The 19,706-nt window shown below is 51.4% G+C and carries 17 protein-coding genes; 8 read left to right on the top strand and 9 right to left on the bottom strand.

The genetic code is table 11. From position 1 onward, the window contains the following. Nucleotides 1-267: 267 nt before the first annotated feature. From BMZ40_RS11525 to BMZ40_RS11535, 3 genes are read left to right on the top strand one after another with little or no spacing between them, the layout of a single operon-like run. Nucleotides 268-507 carry an AbrB/MazE/SpoVT family DNA-binding domain-containing protein gene (locus tag BMZ40_RS11525; protein ID WP_092375681.1) on the top strand — a complete coding sequence of 80 codons (240 nt, stop codon included), beginning with the start codon at nt 268-270 and terminating at the stop codon, nt 505-507. Continuing rightward, nucleotides 507-842, top strand: coding sequence for an endoribonuclease MazF (mazF, locus tag BMZ40_RS11530; RefSeq protein ID WP_092375684.1), 336 nt, complete (start codon nt 507-509; stop codon nt 840-842). Before BMZ40_RS11525 ends, mazF begins: the two co-directional genes overlap by 1 nt. A gap of 2 nt (nt 843-844) precedes the next feature. Continuing rightward, a complete protein-coding gene (locus BMZ40_RS11535; RefSeq protein WP_177193136.1) occupies nt 845-2,515 on the top strand; it encodes a heparinase II/III family protein in 1,671 nt (556 codons plus the stop codon). A 194-nt stretch (nt 2,516-2,709) separates the two neighbouring features. Here the strand turns inward: BMZ40_RS11535 and BMZ40_RS11540 are convergent, their stop codons facing one another. Next, nucleotides 2,710-3,234: a hypothetical protein gene (locus BMZ40_RS11540; RefSeq protein ID WP_143075615.1), complete on the bottom strand. Its 525-nt coding sequence runs from the start codon at nt 3,232-3,234 to the stop codon at nt 2,710-2,712. A gap of 60 nt (nt 3,235-3,294) precedes the next feature. Next, the gene (locus tag BMZ40_RS11545) at nt 3,295-4,404 is read right to left on the bottom strand and encodes a helix-turn-helix domain-containing protein (protein ID WP_177193137.1); all 1,110 of its coding nucleotides are present in this window, start codon (nt 4,402-4,404) and stop codon (nt 3,295-3,297) included. A 295-nt stretch (nt 4,405-4,699) separates the two neighbouring features. Here BMZ40_RS11545 and BMZ40_RS11550 point away from each other — a divergent pair, with 295 nt between their 5' ends. Further along, complete coding sequence (locus BMZ40_RS11550) at nt 4,700-5,965, top strand: glycosyltransferase family 4 protein (protein WP_092375696.1); 1,266 nt, start codon at nt 4,700-4,702, stop codon at nt 5,963-5,965. 245 nt (nt 5,966-6,210) lie between these two features. Here the strand turns inward: BMZ40_RS11550 and BMZ40_RS11555 are convergent, their stop codons facing one another. The 5 genes from BMZ40_RS11555 to BMZ40_RS11565 all read right to left on the bottom strand — a co-directional run bounded on the left by BMZ40_RS11555 (nt 6,211) and on the right by BMZ40_RS11565 (nt 11,935). Beyond that, nucleotides 6,211-6,873, bottom strand: a complete 663-nt coding sequence (locus BMZ40_RS11555) for a nucleotidyl transferase AbiEii/AbiGii toxin family protein (RefSeq protein WP_092375700.1) — start codon at nt 6,871-6,873, stop codon at nt 6,211-6,213. A gap of 157 nt (nt 6,874-7,030) precedes the next feature. Next, on the bottom strand, nt 7,031-7,207 hold the full coding sequence (locus BMZ40_RS19605) for a hypothetical protein (RefSeq protein WP_177193138.1): 177 nt from the start codon (nt 7,205-7,207) through the stop codon (nt 7,031-7,033). Then, a complete protein-coding gene (locus BMZ40_RS11560; protein WP_177193139.1) occupies nt 7,167-8,183 on the bottom strand; it encodes a type IV toxin-antitoxin system AbiEi family antitoxin in 1,017 nt (338 codons plus the stop codon). Before BMZ40_RS11560 ends, BMZ40_RS19605 begins: the two co-directional genes overlap by 41 nt. Before the next feature lie 339 nt (nt 8,184-8,522). Further along, a complete protein-coding gene (locus BMZ40_RS19240; protein ID WP_143075616.1) occupies nt 8,523-9,074 on the bottom strand; it encodes a hypothetical protein in 552 nt (183 codons plus the stop codon). Between the two features lie 353 nt (nt 9,075-9,427). Continuing rightward, nucleotides 9,428-11,935, bottom strand: coding sequence for a PAS domain-containing sensor histidine kinase (locus BMZ40_RS11565; RefSeq protein ID WP_092375711.1), 2,508 nt, complete (start codon nt 11,933-11,935; stop codon nt 9,428-9,430). A 916-nt stretch (nt 11,936-12,851) separates the two neighbouring features. On the opposite strand from BMZ40_RS11565, the gene BMZ40_RS11570 reads away from it, so the two are divergent. After that, the gene (locus BMZ40_RS11570) at nt 12,852-13,154 is read left to right on the top strand and encodes an HNH endonuclease signature motif containing protein (protein ID WP_092375713.1); all 303 of its coding nucleotides are present in this window, start codon (nt 12,852-12,854) and stop codon (nt 13,152-13,154) included. Between the two features lie 345 nt (nt 13,155-13,499). Further along, on the top strand, nt 13,500-13,967 hold the full coding sequence (locus tag BMZ40_RS19245; RefSeq protein ID WP_143075617.1) for a hypothetical protein: 468 nt from the start codon (nt 13,500-13,502) through the stop codon (nt 13,965-13,967). Between the two features lie 164 nt (nt 13,968-14,131). Here BMZ40_RS19245 and BMZ40_RS11575 read toward each other — a convergent pair whose 3' ends face one another. Next, nucleotides 14,132-15,166 carry a relaxase/mobilization nuclease domain-containing protein gene (locus BMZ40_RS11575; RefSeq protein WP_177193140.1) on the bottom strand — a complete coding sequence of 345 codons (1,035 nt, stop codon included), beginning with the start codon at nt 15,164-15,166 and terminating at the stop codon, nt 14,132-14,134. Between the two features lie 22 nt (nt 15,167-15,188). Beyond that, nucleotides 15,189-15,566: a type II toxin-antitoxin system TacA family antitoxin gene (locus BMZ40_RS11580; protein WP_092375721.1), complete on the bottom strand. Its 378-nt coding sequence runs from the start codon at nt 15,564-15,566 to the stop codon at nt 15,189-15,191. Nucleotides 15,567-17,462: 1,896 nt separating this feature from the next. On the opposite strand from BMZ40_RS11580, the gene BMZ40_RS19250 reads away from it, so the two are divergent. Together BMZ40_RS19250 and BMZ40_RS11595 are read left to right on the top strand one after the other, a co-directional pair. Further along, the gene (locus BMZ40_RS19250; protein WP_177193141.1) at nt 17,463-18,089 is read left to right on the top strand and encodes a hypothetical protein; all 627 of its coding nucleotides are present in this window, start codon (nt 17,463-17,465) and stop codon (nt 18,087-18,089) included. 56 nt (nt 18,090-18,145) lie between these two features. Beyond that, on the top strand, nt 18,146-19,585 hold the full coding sequence (locus BMZ40_RS11595) for a YadA C-terminal domain-containing protein (protein ID WP_177193142.1): 1,440 nt from the start codon (nt 18,146-18,148) through the stop codon (nt 19,583-19,585). Nucleotides 19,586-19,706 lie beyond the last annotated feature (121 nt).

The following is a 19,706-nucleotide window of genomic DNA, read 5'->3' on the forward strand; positions in this document are numbered from 1 at the left end:
AAATCCGTTCTGGACTGCGTTGCTCGCTCGATTTCCGAAGGGCTTATGTAGACGGCTACACATCACCTTCGAAAATCGGCTCGCGCCTTGCCAGAATGGTTTTTGAACGGCCTCTCGGAGAACCGTCTGGGTCTCGGAGACCAAGGCAAGAAGCTGCGCTGGGACTAGATATTTGAGGTCCGTAGGGTCACGCTGGAACTGGCGAAAAGGCTTGCCAATGGGTCTTGACGTATCTACTATGTAGATACTTTAAGCAGGGAGGATGACATGGAAGCAAAAACCGTCAAATGGGGCAACAGTCTGGCGCTCAGAATACCAAACGCAATCGTCAAGGATTGCGGTCTTTCCGAGAATACGCTCGTCGATATCTCGTTCAGAAAGGGGGAGATTGTCATTAAGCCCGTGCGCAAGAGATACGTGCTGTCCGAGCTGCTGGCCGGGATAACCCCCGAGAATATTCATGGCGAGGCCGGCATGGATGAACCCGTAGGTCAGGAGCTGTTGTGATGTACGTTCCTGATCGCGGCCATGCCGTATGGATGAATTTCAACCCCCAGGCCGGGCATGAACAGGCTGGCCATCGCCCGGCGCTGGTTGTCTCGCCCGCTTCGTATAACGGGCGTACAGGGCTGGTGCTGTGTTGCCCGATCACGAATCAGATCAAGGGCTACCCTTTCGAGGTTAAGATTGAGGGCAATCCTTCGATCTCGGGGGTTGTGTTGGCGGACCAGATCAAGAATCTGGATTGGCGGGTTCGGGGCGTGAAGTTTGTATCTGTGGTGGACGACTCCGTGCTCGAAGAGGTTGTCGCCAAGTTTGAAGCGCTGCTTCGGTCGGAATGAGCATGAGCCGTGCGCACCCCTTCAGCCTGCCTGGCCAGATGCGTCTCCTGCGCACGGTATCCCACCTCAAGTCTCGGCAGATCTTTTTCCAACTCCTGCGCCGCCTGGGACCAAAGAGGCGGGTGTCCGCTCCAGTGGGCATTGCCCGGAGGCCGGGCCTGTCCCTGACGCCGCCGCTACCGCGCCACTGCGGCGGCGAGCCATGGGCCCTGACCTTCATCGGCGTGCGCAAGACCTTCGATCCCGACCGTTTCGATTGGCCCCGCATGGATCAGGACAAGCTTTGGCGCTACAACCTGCACTATTTCGACTTCCTGCACGAGCCGGGGCGGACCAACGGGCCGGAGCTGATCGAGAGCTGGATCGCGGCCAACCCGCAAGGGCGGGAGGATGCCTGGGAGCCGTTTCCCGTGTCGCTCAGGCTGGTCAACTGGATCAAGTTTTTCCTGTCCCCCGGCGCGCCGTCCCCGTTGCCTCCGGCGTGGCTGGAAAGCCTGGCCCTGCAGGCCGAATGGCTGACCGGGAACATCGAATACCACCTGCTGGCCAACCACTATTTCAAGAACGCCAAGGCCCTGGTCTTCGCCGGGACCTTTTTCGAGGGCGCACAGGCGCAAAAGTGGCTGGAGCTGGGTCTGCGCATCCTGGGCGAGGAGCTGGGCGAGCAGATCCTGCCCGACGGCGGGCATTTCGAGCGCAGCCCCATGTACCACTGCATGATCCTGGAAGACTGCCTGGACCTCTGGAACCTCTGTCAGGGCAGCGGGCTGGACGCGCTCTCTGCCTTTAGGGAGCGCCTTGCGGCCGTGCTGCCGGGGATGCTCGCCTTCGCGGGCGGCCTGACGCACCCCGACGGCGGCATCGCCCTGTTCAACGACGCGGCCCTGGGCATCGAGCCGGGTCATGCGGAGCTCGCGGCGTATCACGAACGCCTGGGCGGCGAGCCGGTGCAGGCCGGCCACGGGCGGGTGCTGTCCTTCCCCGGGAGCGGCTACTACCGCCTTTCGCCACGCCCCGGAGGCACGCTGATCATGGACTGCGGCCCCATCGGCCCGGACTACCAGCCCGGTCACGCCCATAGCGACACCCTGAGCTTCGAGCTGTCCCTGGACGGGCGGCGGGTCATCGTCGATTCGGGGTGCTGTCAGTACCTGGACGGGGATATCCGGCGCTACAACCGGGGCAACATGGGCCACAATTCCCTGACAGTGGATGGAATGAACCAGACCGAGGTCTGGGGCGCGCACAGGGTCGGACGCCGCGCCCGGCCCGTCCATGCCAGGGCCGGAGAGGAGGGCGGAGCGCTTTTTGCCGAGGGGGGGCATGACGGCTTCTTGCGCTTGTCCGGAAGCCCCGCGCATCACCGGCGCATTGTCTGGTCAGGCGAGCGTATCGAGATCCGCGACCGCGTTGACGGACGGGGCGTGCATGATCTGGAAATGCGCCTGCATGTACACCCGGATTGCCCTGTACGTCAGGACGGCGGATTTGCCATGCTGAATATGGGCGAAGCGTCGCTGCGCGTCGAGCATGACGCGGGCAGGCTGCACATCGAGCAGGGCTGGTATTGTCCGCATTTTGGCCACGCAGAACCCTGCGTGGTTATCTGCGTCCGCGTCCGGGCGCAGCTTCCCTGGCTGGGGAGCTTCTTCATGACCAAAATGAAGGCCTGACCAAAACGCGCCGCTTCTCTGGGCAAACAGGAAACCTTCCCGGTCCTCTACGTGCGCCAGACCGTCAGCCTGCCGTGGGAGGGTGGGTTCGTGCTGGAGAGGGGAGGGTGAGGCGGGCTGATTTGCCTTGACGGAACCTTTTGGCCGGGCTGACCAGGCGGGTCGCACGTAACAGGTACATGAAAGAGTCGCGCTCACGGCCCAGGGTAAGGTCTTCCTGTTATCTTTTTAAAATCGATTTTCGCTTTTGGTGGTTGCCGATTTTCTTCAGTAATGATCCATTCTTCCAATATCTGATGCTTCGAATCGTCCCACACGATCAAACCTTTTTTCAGCCACGTCACAATAAGCTGCAAAGGGCTGAAATTTCCTTTGAAGTCGTCAGAAAACTCTTGCGTGGCAAAATCAATTATCCCTTGATCCCCTGTAGATATGGCGAAGCCCTGCGACAAAGCGTAGGATACAACCTCTTTGTCAACGCCGCTGAGATCAAAAATATGATCAGTCCTTGTATTAACGATTCCTTCATCGAGCATGCGTTTTATTAAATTGTAATAGGCAATATATTCATCATTTTGCATTGCGCTTGATGTGACGGGGGCGATACGAGACTTGTATTCTTGTCGCCACGGATATTTGGACTTGAATTTTTGTGTCTTGACTATTTCTCGAGCGACGTTTGGAAGGGTAATCATTTCAAATGCAGAATCAGTAAACATATTTGGCGCTATACGTATAAGCATGAGAATCGAGCATGTGTCGCATAATATAATCATGGATTACGCCTCGGACTTGATGCGAACCAACTCTGTCTTTGCTTCGACCGCGTCGAGTTCACTCTCTATGCTAAGAAGTTCGCATAACCTGCGAGGGCTGATTTTGTCACTCTGCTCGATTATATGCTCCAGATAAACAGGGCTAATGCGCTCCCAGCGTTCAATATATTCTCTGGCATCCCTGGCCTTGAAAAAGAACTCACGCACCGTTGGAGACTTTTTACGTAAATTTGTCTCGAAACGGTAAAGACTATCTCCAAATGCAGGAAGTGTATTCCCGATCCGCTTTTGAATGGCGTGGAGCGTGTGATGATTTTTTTCAGAGAATTTAGCAAGTTGAGTAAGCTGTGTTTTTACATCGAGTCCTTGAATAGCTTCATTAAGGAATAAAAGATATTTTTCTGTCAGCTGGGCGTGACTTGCTATGTTATCGCAAAAATCTTCTTCCTCGTTGCTGTATACAAAAGAAGCGTCATACGCATTGCTTTCGTCCCGAATGGAATGAATGGCTTCATGTAGGACGCAAAACACAAAATCCAGAATCTTGGTTTCGAAATTTACAAAAACGACCCTATGGTTGTTTATTTTTGTGTAGAATGCATATGCTTTAATTTTTTCATGGAAATCGGAAAAAACAAGATTCACACCCAGACTTTTCAATAAAAGGAATACGTGATCGAAATTCAAGGGGGCGTCATTTTCAATGCCGCCGAGTTCCCTCAATGCCGCTGAGGCCTTTGCGATCTCCGCACCCGTTTTCTTGTAAATTCTCAGGCTTTGTACAAGGCCGGGATCGGAGGCCTCCCGGAAGAACAATTCAAATGCCGCAGCAAGATCCGTGGCCTCTTTTTGCATGGTATCGTTGATTTTTGCATTTTTTCTGGTGCGATGCATCGGCACCGTTATGCGCGAATCAATCTCCGACAAAAAGAACGTGTCGGGGGGTGTTTCAAGCACTTTGCATAACCGTAAGAGATGCCCACCCTTGGGAACCTGCCCCTTGATCCAGTCATTGATGGCCTGCCGGGAAACGCCAACCAGTTCCGCCACGCTTGTGAGCGTGAGACCCTTGTCTTTTGCCAATGTTTTTATCTGTTGACCGTGCCAGCTCATTGTGTACCTCTCCTGTGTAAAGTTTACTTTACTTATTGGCATGAGAAAGTCAACAAATGAGCCGTTTTCAGGTTATGAACTTGACATGCCGCGATGCCACACGTGCTGGCAGAAAATACGTAATCCATCCGCCAGTCCTTTCTCCATACGTGCTTTTACCGCAATCGCCGGGGTTCACCGGCATAGTATTCCCAAGGTACTCTAGTAAGATACCGGGTCGCGTGGCCGCATCTTCCGATTCGCGGGCGATGCCGATTGCGCGCACACGGTTCAATTCTCGCGCAGTGGAGATTGCATGCACATCCTTTTCTTGTCCCATTATTTCCCCCCCGAGGTGAACGCACCCGCCTCCCGTACCTATGAGAACGCCAAGCGCTGGGTTCGCGCCGGGCATAAGGTCACGGTCCTGACCTGCCACCCGAGCCATCCAGGCGGGGTGGTCTATCCGGGGTTCACAAACTCGGTCCATGCCTGGGACGAGATCGACGGTATCCGCGTGCTGCGCGTCGGCACGTACCTGAGCGCCAACAAGGGTTTCATGAAGCGCATCTCCAACTACGTGTCCTTCATGCTCTCGGCCGTGGCCCAGTGCTGGAGGGTGCGGGACGTGGACCTGGTCGTGTCCACATCGCCCCAGTTCTTCTGCGGCATGGGTGGCTACTTCGTCTCCCGCCTGAAGCGATGCCCGTGGGTGCTGGAGATCCGCGACCTGTGGCCCGAATCCATCATCGCCGTGGGCGCAATAAGGAATCGCCGGGTCATCAGGGCCCTCGAAGGCGTCGAGAGCTTCCTGTACCGCAAGGCCGACCACATCATCTCCCTGACCAAGGCCTTCAAGCGCCACATCACGGCCCGGGGCGTTGGCGAGGAAAAGGTCAGCATCGTCACCAACGGCGCGGACCTGGAGCGCTACGCCCCCGGCGGGCGCATGAACGCGGTGCGCCGGGAGCTGGGACTGGGCGAGGACGTCTTTCTGGCTTCCTACATCGGCACCCACGGCATGGCCCACGGCCTGGGGACGGTCCTGCGCGCGGCCAAGCGCCTGGAGAACGTGCCGAACATCCGGTTCCTGCTGGTGGGCGACGGGGCGGAGCGCGAGAAGCTGCTGCGTGAAAAGGACGAGATGGGCCTGACCAACGTCATCATGCTCGGCCAGCAGCCCAAGGAACGCATGCCGGACTTCCTGGCCGCCACGGACGCCTGCCTGGTGCTGCTCATCAAATCGGAGCTGTTCAAGACGGTGCTGCCGTCCAAGATCTTCGAGGCCATGGCCATGGGGCGGCCCATCGTGCTGGGCGTGGAGGGCGAGAGTCGGGAACTGGTGGAGGAGGGCGGGTGCGGCCTGTGCATCGAGCCGGAGAACGACGCCGAGTTGGCCGAGGCTGTGCTCAAACTGGCGCGGGACCCCGGATTGCGCCGGGAGCTTGGCGAACGGGGGCAGGATTATGTTGCGCGCAATTTTGACCGTGAAACGCTGGCCGTGCGATATCTGGGGATTCTGGAAGGCGTGGTCGAGAAGGGGGCGAAGTTGCTGCGGGAGCTTGCAAGGCGCAGCCTGTGAGGCCGTTGAAAAATCCTTTCTGGACTGCGTTGCTCCCCGATTTTCAAAGGCTCATGTAGACGGCTACACATCACCTTCGAAAATCGGCTCGCGCCTTGCCAGAAAGGTTTTTGAACGGCCTCCGGGGAGTTGAAAAATCCTTTCTGGACTGCGTTGCTCTCTCGATTTCCAAAGGCTCATGTAGACGGCTACACCGCGTCTTGTCGGATTGTTTTTTTGAGTGACTTTCGAGTGGCCTGTTTGGCTCATTTTCTCTCGTACACCACCAACCCAGAAAGAATGTATTTCAGCATGTTCTCGGCATGTTGGTACTCCCTGCCCGGAAGGTGCCTTGAGATGTCGCGAACAAGATGCTCGTTCGGCGTTGTGTCTTCTCCGTTTTCGAGCATGATGCGCAGCAGGTGCAGCGCAGTGTCCGCCGATGCCATGGCGGCCATGTCCTGGCCGAGCAACTCGGCGCCGGCCGTCTCCATGTCGAACCCGTGGCGCTCCATCAGTGCCGCCTCTGAATCGAAAAGCCGGTCCTTTGTCACTTCGCCATAAAGGCGCAGGAGCAGAGCCAGATCCTGGGCGTCTTTGTTTGAGGCATATCGCCTGTCGTTCCAGGCCAGCAGTTTCAGTATGGCCAATCCCGGCAGGGAAACAATGTTCACGACCAGCCCGCCGTTAATTTCCATCTGTAAACAATGCCGGAGCGCATCGTCGAATCCGGTCACGCACATCATCGGGTCATCGTCTGGCGGCCAGACAATGAAGCCTTTGGCATCAGCCAGGCCACCGAAGGGCACGGCGTCGATGATGACGCCTTTTGGGGATCGAAACCTGTGCGTCACCGTCGTATTGCGTTCGAATCCTCTGTCCGCCAAAGTCTCACAGAATTCCGAAAACTCTGCCCACGATCCGACCATGACTCCGATCAGGCCGTTGAAAAACGGCGATCTACTGCGTCAGCAAAATTAGCCAGACCGCTTATGTATGCGCAATACACTGCGCCCCCTGGCTATTTTCGCTTCCTTGCATCTCACCATTTTTGAACGGCCTGCGAATTTCGACAGGTAGCGATATCTACATCCGCCGTTCCCGGGTCATGTCGTGAGTGTGCTGAAGAAGCATGTCCCTGGCCATGGCTCCGACCAGGAGGAAGGGGATCCGGCGTAGCGCTGCCGCTTCGGAGATCATGCGCAGCGCATCGGACTTGTCCTCATCGAGTTCTTTCGAAGTATGGGGCCAGGAATCGTTCATGGATGATCTCCGCAGTTTCGATGTTTCTTGAGTCGCCGCTGGCCAGGAGGTCGGCGTAAATGATCAGCGGGGGAGCCAGATCGTCGTGCTCCCAGTGATAATCAAAGCGCCAGAAGGCCTTCAGGCATTCCACCGGTCCCTGCGGATCCTTTTTGAGACGGTTGGCCATGGCGAAATCCTTCAGTTCCCCTTTCAGGAAGAACGTCTGCATGGCGGGTTTGATGTGGCCCGTGAGGATCGCCGCCGCCGTCTCGCCGCCCAGATAGTGGGCAGGGCCCGCCATGCCGCGCCAGGTCGGTTCAGCAGGTGAGAAGCGCCCGAGGAGCAGCTTCGGGCGGAGACGCTCGGCGTACTCCGGAACCCACCGCCGCAGCAGTTCTTCCACTCTGGCAAGGGCCCTGCCACGACCGCCCCTGTCGACAATGAACCCGGCCCGTTCCAGGGCGGCCACGGTATTCGCCACTGTGCCTAGGGAGACGCCCGCGAGGTCTGCGATATCCCGGTACGCGGCCGATGTGTGTTCGGGCATGCACAGGAGCGTGAAGACGACCTGCAGGCTCATGGGGTTGAATACGAAACCCGTACCGATGTTGGCATCCAGGGCACGTGCTTGCCCCACTACGTAGATGTAGTAGGGCGGCGTGTTGATGAACAGGTTGCCTGACGCGTCCATGAAGGGGATGCCAAGCCCCTTGAGCTTCTCGGCCAGGTTCCGGTTTACATACGGAGCAATCAGCAGGCAGGAGCGGTTGAGATTCCTGACTCTGGCCGTCACAGGTCCGAGGGTGGCGGCGGTCAGGTTGCGCACGACTTCTGCCGGCCAACGCACCGCCTCATCCTGACCGCGTAGGGTCACAACCGCGTCGATGCTCTCCATGTCCCGAATCCCGGCCTGCTCAAAGCTGAATTCCAGCCCGGTCAACCGCGAAGCGGCCTCGACAGCCTGGCTCAGGATGCGGCTTTCTTTCTCGTGCATATCGGGCCCCTCCCGTGTGTGTTCATTTTTTTGCCGTGTATAATAATTTTGAACACGCGTAAATAGTGAACACGAGCGCGGCTGGGTTTCTGATGTCCGGTGGGGGCAGGGCTGGGTCTCTGAGACCAAGAGTAGAATGAAATAATTGATTATTTCATTCAAATAGGGCTGTTTTCTATGGCTGGGTCTCTGAGAGCTATAGCTGGGTCTCTGAGACCAAGAGTATTGAGGTAATTCCTCGCGTACAAATCTGTGCGGGGGGTGCCGGGTAGCCGGCATTCCTACCGCGACCCATGAGTACAAACTGAAGCCGGCACGAACTGAGCTCCGGCGCGGTTTTCACCTTGCCCGGCCAGGATGGGAGGTGAATTTGTCACCGCCCGCTTCGCCCGGTGACGAATTTTTTGCTATTTCAGGGCGCTTCTTTTTCCGGATCACAAATTCCAAAGGGCGGGGATTTTCTGTTGGTATTCTCAATCCCAAGCCTTTTATCACTTTGATTGCCGTCGAACGCCCGCATTCGTGCAGGTTGATGTCTTTGGTTCTTGCCCCAGTAAATCCGATACAGGGCACATGATATGGCATTTCCAAAAGTTCTCTGGTAATTTGACACCACCATCGTGAATTCACTTCTTGCATTCCGCCACAGATGGTCTCTTTGTTTCTTTCCTCAATGTGAGCGATTACTCCATATCCAAAAATCGACCCATCATAGACAACATACAGATGCTCTCCGACCTCCCCTTTACATTGGTATGTTGGAAAGAAAGCTGGATATTCCGGCTCGCCCAATTTTTTAGTGCGATCTTTGGTCTTGAGTTGCGAATTCCAGATTTGTTGTGCGGCAAGTCGTTCAGGATCTGTTTCTTTTGAAATTGTGATCAGGATCATATGCGCCATTCAAAGTGATAAATTGCTGATGTTGCCTTATGGCAAATCCTCAGATTAAAAATATGTGTAGAGCTTGCTCATATAGGCTTTTCAAAGTTTAAAATGATCAAATATCAACACAAATAACATATTATTAAAATAATTGAATGGCAAATCGATATGATATTATGTTAAAGCGCTCATTTTGCTTTGAATGCTTTAGAATGCTATCATGACAACATCGCACGGGACAAGAAATCTCATGCAATTTATAATGCGTATATTTTACTCATATTTCGACTGTCAGGGTGTTTTTCTAAGGAGGCAAGGGGCTTGTGAAAGTGCGCAGACATGACCTGCCGGGTTGCGGGTCCTCAGTCAATGGGCTTCAGAGGGAGTCGAACGCGAAACGTGGTGCCCTTTCCCGGTTCCGTCTCGAAATCGAGCAGGCCGCCGTGCTTGTTGACCACGATGTCATGGGAGATTGCCAGCCCTTGTCCGGTGCCCCGGCCGACATCCTTGGTTGTGAAAAAGAGGTTGAACACCTTGTCCCGGATGTCTTCCGGAATACCCGGGCCGTTGTCCTGGACGAGGATGACCGCGTAATCGCCGTCCTTTCTGGTCGTGATGGTGATCAGTCCCTTTTTCGATGTCCCGTGCACGCCATCCCCGATGGCATTTGCTGCGTTGATGATGAGGTTCAGCAGGACCTGGTTGATTTCAGCCGGGTTGCAGTGGATTGCCTCCAATTCCGGATCGAATTCGGTGATGACGTCGGCAACGTAGCGCCATTCGTTGCGAGATACGACCAGCGTACTTTCGATATGCTCCCAGATGTCGGTCTGCCTCATGCCTTCGGTTACGGGAAGCGAAAAGCGTTTCATGGCCTGGACAATGGAGCTGATGCGGTCGATTCCGTGGAAAATCCTGTCGATCGTTTTCGGAACCTCCTCAATGACGAATTCGAGATCTATCTCCGCGGACAATGTTTCGATGGCCATGACGAAGTCGCTGCTTCCGGACGCATCGACGGAGGGGAACTGTCCGGTCATGCGCGCCAGCCTGTTCAGCCCGTCGCAGGCCTCTTTGAGAAAGGTCATGGAGTCGCCTATGTACTGCACTGGTGTGTTGATCTCATGGGCGATGCCCGCAGCGAGCTGGCCCACCGCCTCCAGTTTTGCAGTCTGGGCCAACTGGGCTTCGAGGAATTTCATTTCGGAAACGTCCTCGCCCAGAATGAGGAACCCGTCGGGAGTGCCGTGCTCGGCCAGCAGGGGGGTGATAGTCACGACATGAAAGATCTGTTTTCCGCCGGGGCTTATGTGGCAGATATTGTTGATTCGTGTGGCTTTCCCGCTGTTGCGTGCGGCTTCGATACTTTCGGCGAGCCTGCCCCAGGAACCGGGGAGTTGCAGGTGGTCGAGGCGTTTGCCGACAACGGTCTCGGCCGACAAATTGAAGGTTTCCTGGGCCGCCTGGTTCCACCGTGTCACCGTTCCGTTGCTGTCGAGCCCGACGAGCACTGCGGTTATGGATGAGAGTATCTGGTCGATTTCCCGGTGTGCCTGCTTGCGTTCGGCAACCTCCACGAGAAGGTGCGCGTTTGCATCGGCCAGTTCCTCCGTCCGTTCGGCGACCATATGCTCAATGTTGGAGTACGCGAGCTGCAATGCCTGCTCCGCACGCTTGCGGGATGTTATGTCACGGCTGACTCCAATGAGGCCGATTATTTCCCCGTTCGGGCCGAGGCAGGGTGACTTGACCGTGTCGATCAGCTTCCGTGTTCCGTCGGGATACGTTATCCACTCCTCGCTGCTCCGCTGACTGCCTTGGGCCAGCATGGCCGCGTCATGCCACCTGAATTCTGCCGCGACCTCCTCTGGGAAAAGGTCATGGTCGGTCCGGCCGATGAAATCATCCTTGGGAAGTCCAACAAATTCTTCGAACCGCGAATTGCCTCCAAGGTATGTTCCGTTGATATCTTTGAAGAATATTATGTCGGGTATGGAGTCGAGCAAAGAAATGATCAAGGCGGACTGCCGTTGCAGTTTTTCTTCGGCTTCCTTTCTTTCGGTGATGTCGACCATGACGGACAGGAGATAATGTTTCCCCTGGTTCTGGATGACTTCGCCAGATATGATCCCGCTGCGGATCGAACCGTCCTTGCAGGTGATGAGCAACTCCTGCGAAGCGCTTTTGCCATCCTGCAGAGCCTGTTGAGAAGATACGTTGAGGATATTGGCGTTAATGATTCCAAGCTCTACGGCCGTGCGTCCGAGGGCCTCCTCACGGGTAAATCCCAACGTGGTGACCCAGGAATTGTTGACATCGACAAACCGTCGGTCGGGAAGCGAACTGAGGGCCATGGGGTTCGGGTTGAACCGGAACAGGCTTTCGAAGCGCTGCAACGATTCCTGCTCCGCGGAGAGGTTTTTCGATATACCGAAGATGCAATTGAGGCCGTTCCATGTGCCTTGCCAGATGCGCGTCTCCACGGGCACGAGAGAGCCGTCCTTGCGGGCCAAGGGGAGCGGGCAGGTCTTGCGGAAGCCTTGCAGCATGTCGCGGAAAATCGTTTCCACCTCCTGCCGTCTGTCGGACGGATGAACGTCGAGCACGTTCATGGATCGGAGTTCTTCAATGCCGTACCCCAGAGTGGTCGCGGCGGCCGTGTTCGTGAAGTGGATGGCCCCGTCGTGGGTGCAGACCCATAGCGGGTCCGTCATTGACTCGAAGAAGTAACGGAAATTGTGTTCGCTTTCCTGCAGCGCTTCTTCGACCGCCCTGCAGGCGTCTTCGCCGCGTTCAAGATCGGCAATCCTCTCCTGAGCCTTGCGCAAGTCCGCCAGGAGATCCTCTCTGTTCATGTTCGAATAATTCATGAATTTTCCTGAGATGAAGAGTGCCGGGATACTCTTGGATCCGCCCTCTCTGCAGGAGCGATAAAGCCGAAGAGCGCCTTGTCACGGTGAGGGCAGGCCAATATTTCTGATGGTACGCCATTCCGAGTACTCATAAGTACATATCTTGTGGGTTTTCTTCAAGATCAACTCGTTGAGATCAGACGGAAGAATCCACTTTCGGTGCATCAAGGCTGTATGCGTTGATCAGGAAATCCTTTCATCAAAAAGGGCTGTTTTCGGACCTTGGAATGATGTCACTGCAAAAAGTCGTCATCCCCTTGAAGAAGGGGATCCATGCCTTTTTAACTATCTGAAAAGAATGGATCCCCGCCTTCGCGGGAATGACACTCGGGTTCTTTTGCGACTTTTTGCAGTGTCGTCTTAGAATGCTTTTTTCAGATTAATTCGTCATCAAGCCAGTAAGGATGCCGATTCGAGCAATTTGGCGGGTTTGTAACTAGACGCCCGTTATACAACAAGGACACATCGCTTTGGTCTCTGCAAAAAATACGTAATACGTTTCTCCATCTACGTGCTTTTCGCGCATTCTACGGAGTTCGCATCCATTATATTTCCAATGTATATTCAAAAAATACCGTCTCGACCGCGTCGTTTGGTTTGGAGACGATGCTGCTTTTTGGCAGCCGCTTCCCTAGACACGTTTTCTTGTCAAGTCAAAGATAACGAGCCATTTTGATGAACATTGATCTCGCCAAGCATTTTTAAAACCCTATCCCAGAGGAAACGGTCCGGCAACGATTCCGAGGCGGTTCAAATGCGCATGCCTGGCACAAGCGCGTCTTGCGAGGACAGATTTTGAGCGGTTTCCGGCGGACGGACCAGGGTCTTTGAAATTGTGCGCGTGGCTACATCTCAACAAATTTAAACGGAGAGGATGCTTGTGCCTTCCAATAGAAATTCTGATGTATATGGGATGTCATTTTCTAAGGACATCATCTGTAAAGTATGGAGTAAAGGCGTAGTGATTCAAGGCTACAACCCAGATGAATGGCGCTTTGACATCTGTGGAAGCCCCATGAAATTTAGTGCTTATGGGGATATTGAATCAGAGCATGGCTGGGAAATAGATCATATCAGGCCGGTTTCCAAGGGCGGTTCAGACGAGCTTTTAAATCTTCAGCCACTTCAATGGGAAAATAATCGATCCAAGGGCGACAGGTATCGTTGGAAGTTCTAGTTGGAATGCAACGAATGCAACCGTTCAGAGAGGTGCACGCTTCACCCTGGGCCCGAGCTATGGCGCATTCGCCCACCAAGGCGGCTCCTTTTCCTTACGGATTCGTGTAAAATCGTCACAGTTAAAAATTTATTGATTTTTTATTCAAAAGGTTGGCTTTTTTTTGCAATAGTTGAGCTTTAATTTATTTTGTAGTATTTTTCATTTATTATTATATTAATTTTTTCTAAAATAGAATTTATTATTATTTGTTAAATTTTTAAAAACTTATTTATCGAAATCTCTTACATTCTTGGAATTTTGTGCGTTAAATCATTAACTGGAACAGAAGGGTTGGTTTAAGTCATGGCGTTAACAAAGTGTAGCTTATGCGGCAAACGTATTTCCAGTTCCGCAGTGGCCTGCCCTGGGTGCGGAGAGCCTCGCCCTGAAAGTGGTTGGCCTGAACTTAAGAAGGCAAAATTTAAGTGGTGCATTATCGCATTCGCCATATTTGTTGTTATTTTTTTGTTCACGTATAGAGATTTAGAGCAAAAAGTGTACGCTTTGACTCCATGGATTGATGTAGTTTACAATTCACCCATAGATAAATCTGTTTCACAAGTTGAAAAATATATTAAAAATCGTCTAAAAGATCCGGATAGTTTCGAAGTGATAGAATGGGGTGATGTCGTTAAAGGCCCGGATGGTGCTTGTCAGGTTACATGTCTGTACAGAGCGAAGAATAGCTTTGGTGCATATGTTGTTGAAGACGTGCTAATTCAGCTTGATAAGCATGGAAATGTGACAAAATCAGTCAAGTTTATCGATTAGTTAAAATTGTTGAATACAAACAATTCAATTTCTTAATATATAATTTTTTTAAATATAAATGCGTTTTCTCTTCAATCCAAAAGTGCGTTTTGGCATACTAGCGCCAGTTTAGAGCCACTTCTCAATCATGCACGATTGAGTAAATGGTAATCTACTTGATAAATTTACTTTATTTTGAAAGGTGTATGATTGTTCGGTTGAGACCTTGTCGGGATCACTTGAAGCCGCGACAAGCACTCTTCAGAGCGATCCTTGCGCATCGTCCAGTCCCAAAGGGCGGATTCGATCTCCTTCCATCGCTGATTCCATGCCTTCTGAGTGATGCTTTTGATTACCGAGGAATAAAACTGAAGAATTTCCGTCGCCTCATCACGGCCGTACACAAGAGCGTCAACTTCCATCTCTGCCATTGCCTTATGTTCATCTTCATAGCAGCGAACGTACATTTCAGCCAAATCCAGGCGTTTATCGAATTCTTTCAAAACCTTGCGCTTTTCCTTGAAGACAACTGCCAGTGCAGCCTTTTTCATGACCCAATAATTAGGCTTCTCGGGCAGAGTATTCTTTGACCTGGAAGGGACCGGCCCCATCTGCTGGAAATATCGCTCCGCACTTGGAAAACCGGTCACTGCCCCAAGTTCAACATCCCAGCGTCCGGTCTTTAAAACATACCCTGTCTTGTCGGAGTTATTTTCAATCTGAACGGACATTGTTTCAAGGGTTTCATGGATGATGTCCCAGTCAGTATTTTCGAAACAAGTTTTGATCCCGAGCAGCACCATTCGGTAGTCATGGAGTGGCGAGGAAAAATTAAACGCCTTGCAGAGGGCCGAAGTGGCCTTCATGAGTTCACGAACAACCCCCTCTTGATTGAGTGATCTCATCCGATTGAGGTCTGCCATGACTACTGCAAGATGGATGTGAAAATGGTCAGTATCGTCGTGTGCTCCATAAGCTGCAAGGGCAGCATCATAACCCATTTTTTTCAAGAAAAGCTGTGCAATTTGTGTTACGTTTTCGAAAGCCTTTTTTTTCTCATTTTCAAGAAAACTTATGACAAAGTGCGTAACAGGTTTTTCAAGATACTGAGCGTGAAAAATAGTCGCTTCTACTTCGGCATAGAATTGCCGTTCTTCCTGAAACATGGAATTAAAAAATCCTTTAGAAATTCCGCCATTTTCACGCAGTACATAACGCATGAGATTGACGCCCTGTGAACGGCTATTCGAAAGTCTCTTTCTCGTTACGATCATTTAAATCCACCTCTTGGTCTGCGGCAATCCTGTTGATCAAATTCGTGAGCGTATCATTTAATTTCACAACCACAATATCCAGTTCTCGCTGATCAATATCTGACCAAATTTTGCGGCTTTGAAGGGATTTAATTTTTTTGGAAATTTCCAGTAAATTTCCAGCGATTGAAACATACGGCCGATGAGCTTTGGCGAGTCTGGTTGCCCAACGCTCGTTGATCATGTTGATAACAAAATTGCTTCTTGTCGTGCCAGAAAGGCAAGCTTTGGCGTCAATAACAAGCAACTGTTCACTTGATACTCTGACATTCAAATTCCGGTCTTTTAAGGAACTCTTACTGAGCATTTTTTATCTCCGTTTCGTTAGATTCTACGATGCGTAAATGAGATGAAAAAGTCAAAAAAACTAGGGGTAATGACCTTAAAAAACAACTTTTTTGACAATTTGTGGTACAAGGTGATGTTAAGATGAGTGTTGCACGCTCCAATCTTGCGGGCAAGACCTTCGTAACACTTGCTCAACCGGTTCCATGGCCGCCCCCAAAATTCTCTGTCCAAAGCGCGCCCAGAATTCATTGGTACCTCCGCAAAAAAAACAGGCCGAACCTATCCAGATTTTTCCCCGCCAAACAAAGCCCACAAAAAAATCATGGGTAGACTTGGATAAAGTCATGGAAAAGCCAATTCAGATCTTATCTCCGCAAAGAACCGCAGGCCGATACACCGATAGCCATTCAATCCGACCTGTCGGGGGCAACTCCACGGGCCATTGAGCCACTGGATTAACCAAGAGGCGACCCTGGTCTCACCGAAAACAGTCTGTGGCGCCGCAGGCAGCCCAGAAGCTCTCAGAATGGCTGTTTAAGCCTCCGGCAGTCAGAGTTGACCTTGGGCCTCGCAAATATGCCAAGGACGCTCTGCTTGGCATATTTGGGCGCGAAGGGGCCCTCGTCAGAATATCTTGGGGCCTCCCTACCTGCTTGCTGAAAATCTATGCGAACCTACGCCACATACCCCTGTACGCTTCACTACCAAGTCTGAGGGCACGGATCAAATAACGATCCAGACTTATCGCCGCACGATGACTCATGTTTTGGCCAACAACCTGAAATATCCTGTGCGTTACGCAGTAGTTCATCCAAATCCTTTCGCAAAGCTCGAATTGATTTTGAAGAGTGAAGAGTCGCTGCCAATATGAGCCTTTTAAAGTTGGTGTATCATCGTAGTCCAGAATGGTTTTTTTTATAGGCATCCAAAGACTTGGAAAGGTTCCTCCCATTCACCGGGCAAGCTCGGGGCGTTTTGGGATGATCGGTTAGTCACAAAGAGAACCGACTGCATGCATTTTTTAAGGCTCATTCAGGAGACGCTATGGGAAGTCTTTACCCGCATCTGTTTGACCGAAAGCGATAGGAAAAAAAGGATAATCCGGCTTGAGCCAAAATAGGGGCAAAAAGCATTGGAATACCAAGCATGCTTGAATCAAAAAATCGCTTATTCAAGAGACTTAAAAATTCACTGATTATTGCGCTGCAATTGCGCCCAGAATAGGTAGAAAAATGATCACAATTTTAGGTCCTGATTTAGCCATGATTTCAGCGCTAGATTTGAGTTTATAATGCCAATATTCGGGATAACAAAATTGTACAAAACTTATCGTGAATAAGTCCATGTATCTCATCGAAAAGGCGTTATAAAACCTGTTCAATAGTATTATATATGGCTTTAAATATCGTTTAAAATTTTTTAAGGTTTCACGTTAAATCCTGGACTGATTTTTATTAGTTCATGGCAATTTTTCCCGCATGAATTGCGTATATACTACTGGCATTGACCTGCTGGGAAACTTCGGACCACTCAGTTATTGATTATCTCTTTCCATACCTTCCTTACATATTTTTTCAATACCCGCTGATGCCACGCAGCAGTTTTAGTACCGACTGGTTCGATGGTGCTCTGTTCTGTTGCGCCGATGAGAATGTCGAGCGCAATATGTGGGATGGCCGTAAGGTCGTTCCTGCGGGTTATTGAAATCTGTGGCAAATCTTACTGTTGAGTTCTCGGCAAATTACGTATTTTGTAAGTATTATAATCTCTTTCCGAATTATTTTATTTTAGTGTAAAGTTATTAATGATTTAAATGATTTCGAATGAAATTTTTAAAATATCATATCTTAAATATTTATTTCACGTAATTATATTTCATTGTTAAAAATAATACGAAATTTAAAATGGAGGAGTTTTGCAAAAAACAATGTGTTTTAAAAAGAGTAAATTATTTTTTAAAATAACTATTTATTCTTTTTTAATTATTATTCTATCTGCGCTCTCTACTGCTTGCCATGCTCAAGATGGTATAAAAAATAAACCATTGGATCCGACTCAGTCAAAAAAAACTGAAATTTCAGAATCAGTTCCTAAAAATAGAGTAGATTCTCCATCAAGCGCTTTTGTTCAGTACGCACAGTCTGCTGGAGTGCGTAAATGTTTGGGGCGTATAGAGCAAGTGGTCACGTTTTTGACGGGTGACATCAGTACTGTAGGCGGGCATTTTTTCATTCCCTCCCCAGACCCTGACAATATGATGGTTTCGCTGTCCATGGAAATACAGCAACCCGGAAACATTCTGGCTTACGCAAGTTCCAGTTTTGCCCCAAATCAAGTCAATGGCTGTGGCGGTATCTATGAAACGGTAGTATATTGGCCTCAGAAAAGTGAGCTTGTCGCTCAGCAACAATACTCTGATCTGCACAGAGTCGGGAAATTATCAAGTCAGATTATTGTTTTGGATGGAGGATCTACGCTGAGAATTTTTTTGATGCCAGCTGGAACTGGATGCATTGCGATAAAAAAAGAATTGATCCAGTAATAAGAATTGTTTTGTTTTTTTGTAACATTTAAATTGCTATAAAAATGAGGATCGCGATGCAAGTTTTTATGAAAAAACGTGTGAGATTTTTTTTTGTGACTTTTTTATTATTAATTTTCGTATTGGTAGGTAATGCTTATGCAGCCGATACAGATTATACATTTCCAAACATCACGAATCCTGGGTCGATATCTGGAGTGGAAAGCCTGAGCGTCGATGGCACAACGACGCTGACCGGCGAGACCAAAATCAATGTCAGCGGCACGGCAACGACGACTATTGGAAATCAATCGAGCGCAGTCAATATCTTGGGCGGGACGAATACCATTGGCAACGTAGGCAGTTCTGTAAACACTCTGAACGGTTCGACCAACACCCTGAACGCCACTGCCCAGAATGCAATCACAGGCGGCACCGGCAACGCCATCACTTCGGTTACGGGTAACAACGCCATCACCGCGGTTACGGGTAACAACGTCATGAGCGCGTTGGGTGTTAATGGCGAGAATCGTCTGGAGGCGAATGCCGCGACGGGTACAAACTCTATCGAGGCCAAGCGCAACAATATCGGAGTAGGCACCACCAACTCGACAAACACTATAGGCAATACATTCGCAGGTACGACTGTCGATCTTAAGGGCGGCAACAGCCACGTAGCTGTTCAGCAAGGCAGTGCCAGTATTGGATCGGGAACAAACGGGCTTACCACGACCAGCACTGCAAGCACGTTGGGTACAGACGCCGCAACTCTGAACACTCAACTCAATGGTGTTGGCGATGAAGCGAGCCGCGCCAACCTGGCTGGGGCGAGCTACGTCAACCGTCTGGAAGGCGACACCCTCATCAATGGCAATACCTTTATTAACGGTCGTCTCGTTTACACTTCCAACACCGTGGCGACCACCTCCGTCAATAGCGGCACAAGCATACTGCCGAGCGCAGGAAAAACCTCCGGACACATGACTATTGTCAACAAGGATCAGATCGCGCCGCACGCTGTTGTCGATGGCAATGGCCGCATCGCAATTGCTAACGGACCTGCGACAGAAGCTTCGTCAGCCATGACTTTGACCAATGGTATGGGCAATACTCATGGCATGGTCATCACCGAACGCAAGACCGTCATTAGCGGTGGAACGCAATCCACCAGTTTGACCCTGGATGACAGAGGGGCGACCTTTGGCAAATCTTCAAACGGCGATCCTGTAAGGGTGACCGGAGTGGCTGATGGCAAGAGTCGCTGGGACGCGGTCAACTACGGGCAGTTGAACAGGGGCGTGGCCATCGCAGCAAGCATGGCGACAATTCCTCAGGTCGAACAGGACAAAACCTTCTCTCTGGGTGCGGGCACTGGCTACTACGGTGACGAAACAGGAATCGCCATCGGCGGCAGCGTGCGGCTTTCCCCCAATACTGTCATGAAAGCAGCGGCCAGTTTTTCCCCCACAGAATTCGATAACGCTGCCTTCAGCGCAGGCTTTGCCTACAGTTGGTGATTCCATCAAATGCCGCGTCCGGTCAGTACTGGACGCGGCATTACAAGGCGCGCCCCTCAGACTGGCCATGGGTTTGAGTCAGAGACTTGTGAATTCCTGGCGCATAGTCTGCCTACCGTTG

This window comes from Desulfomicrobium apsheronum, assembly GCF_900114115.1.
Lineage (GTDB): Bacteria > Desulfobacterota > Desulfovibrionia > Desulfovibrionales > Desulfomicrobiaceae > Desulfomicrobium > Desulfomicrobium apsheronum.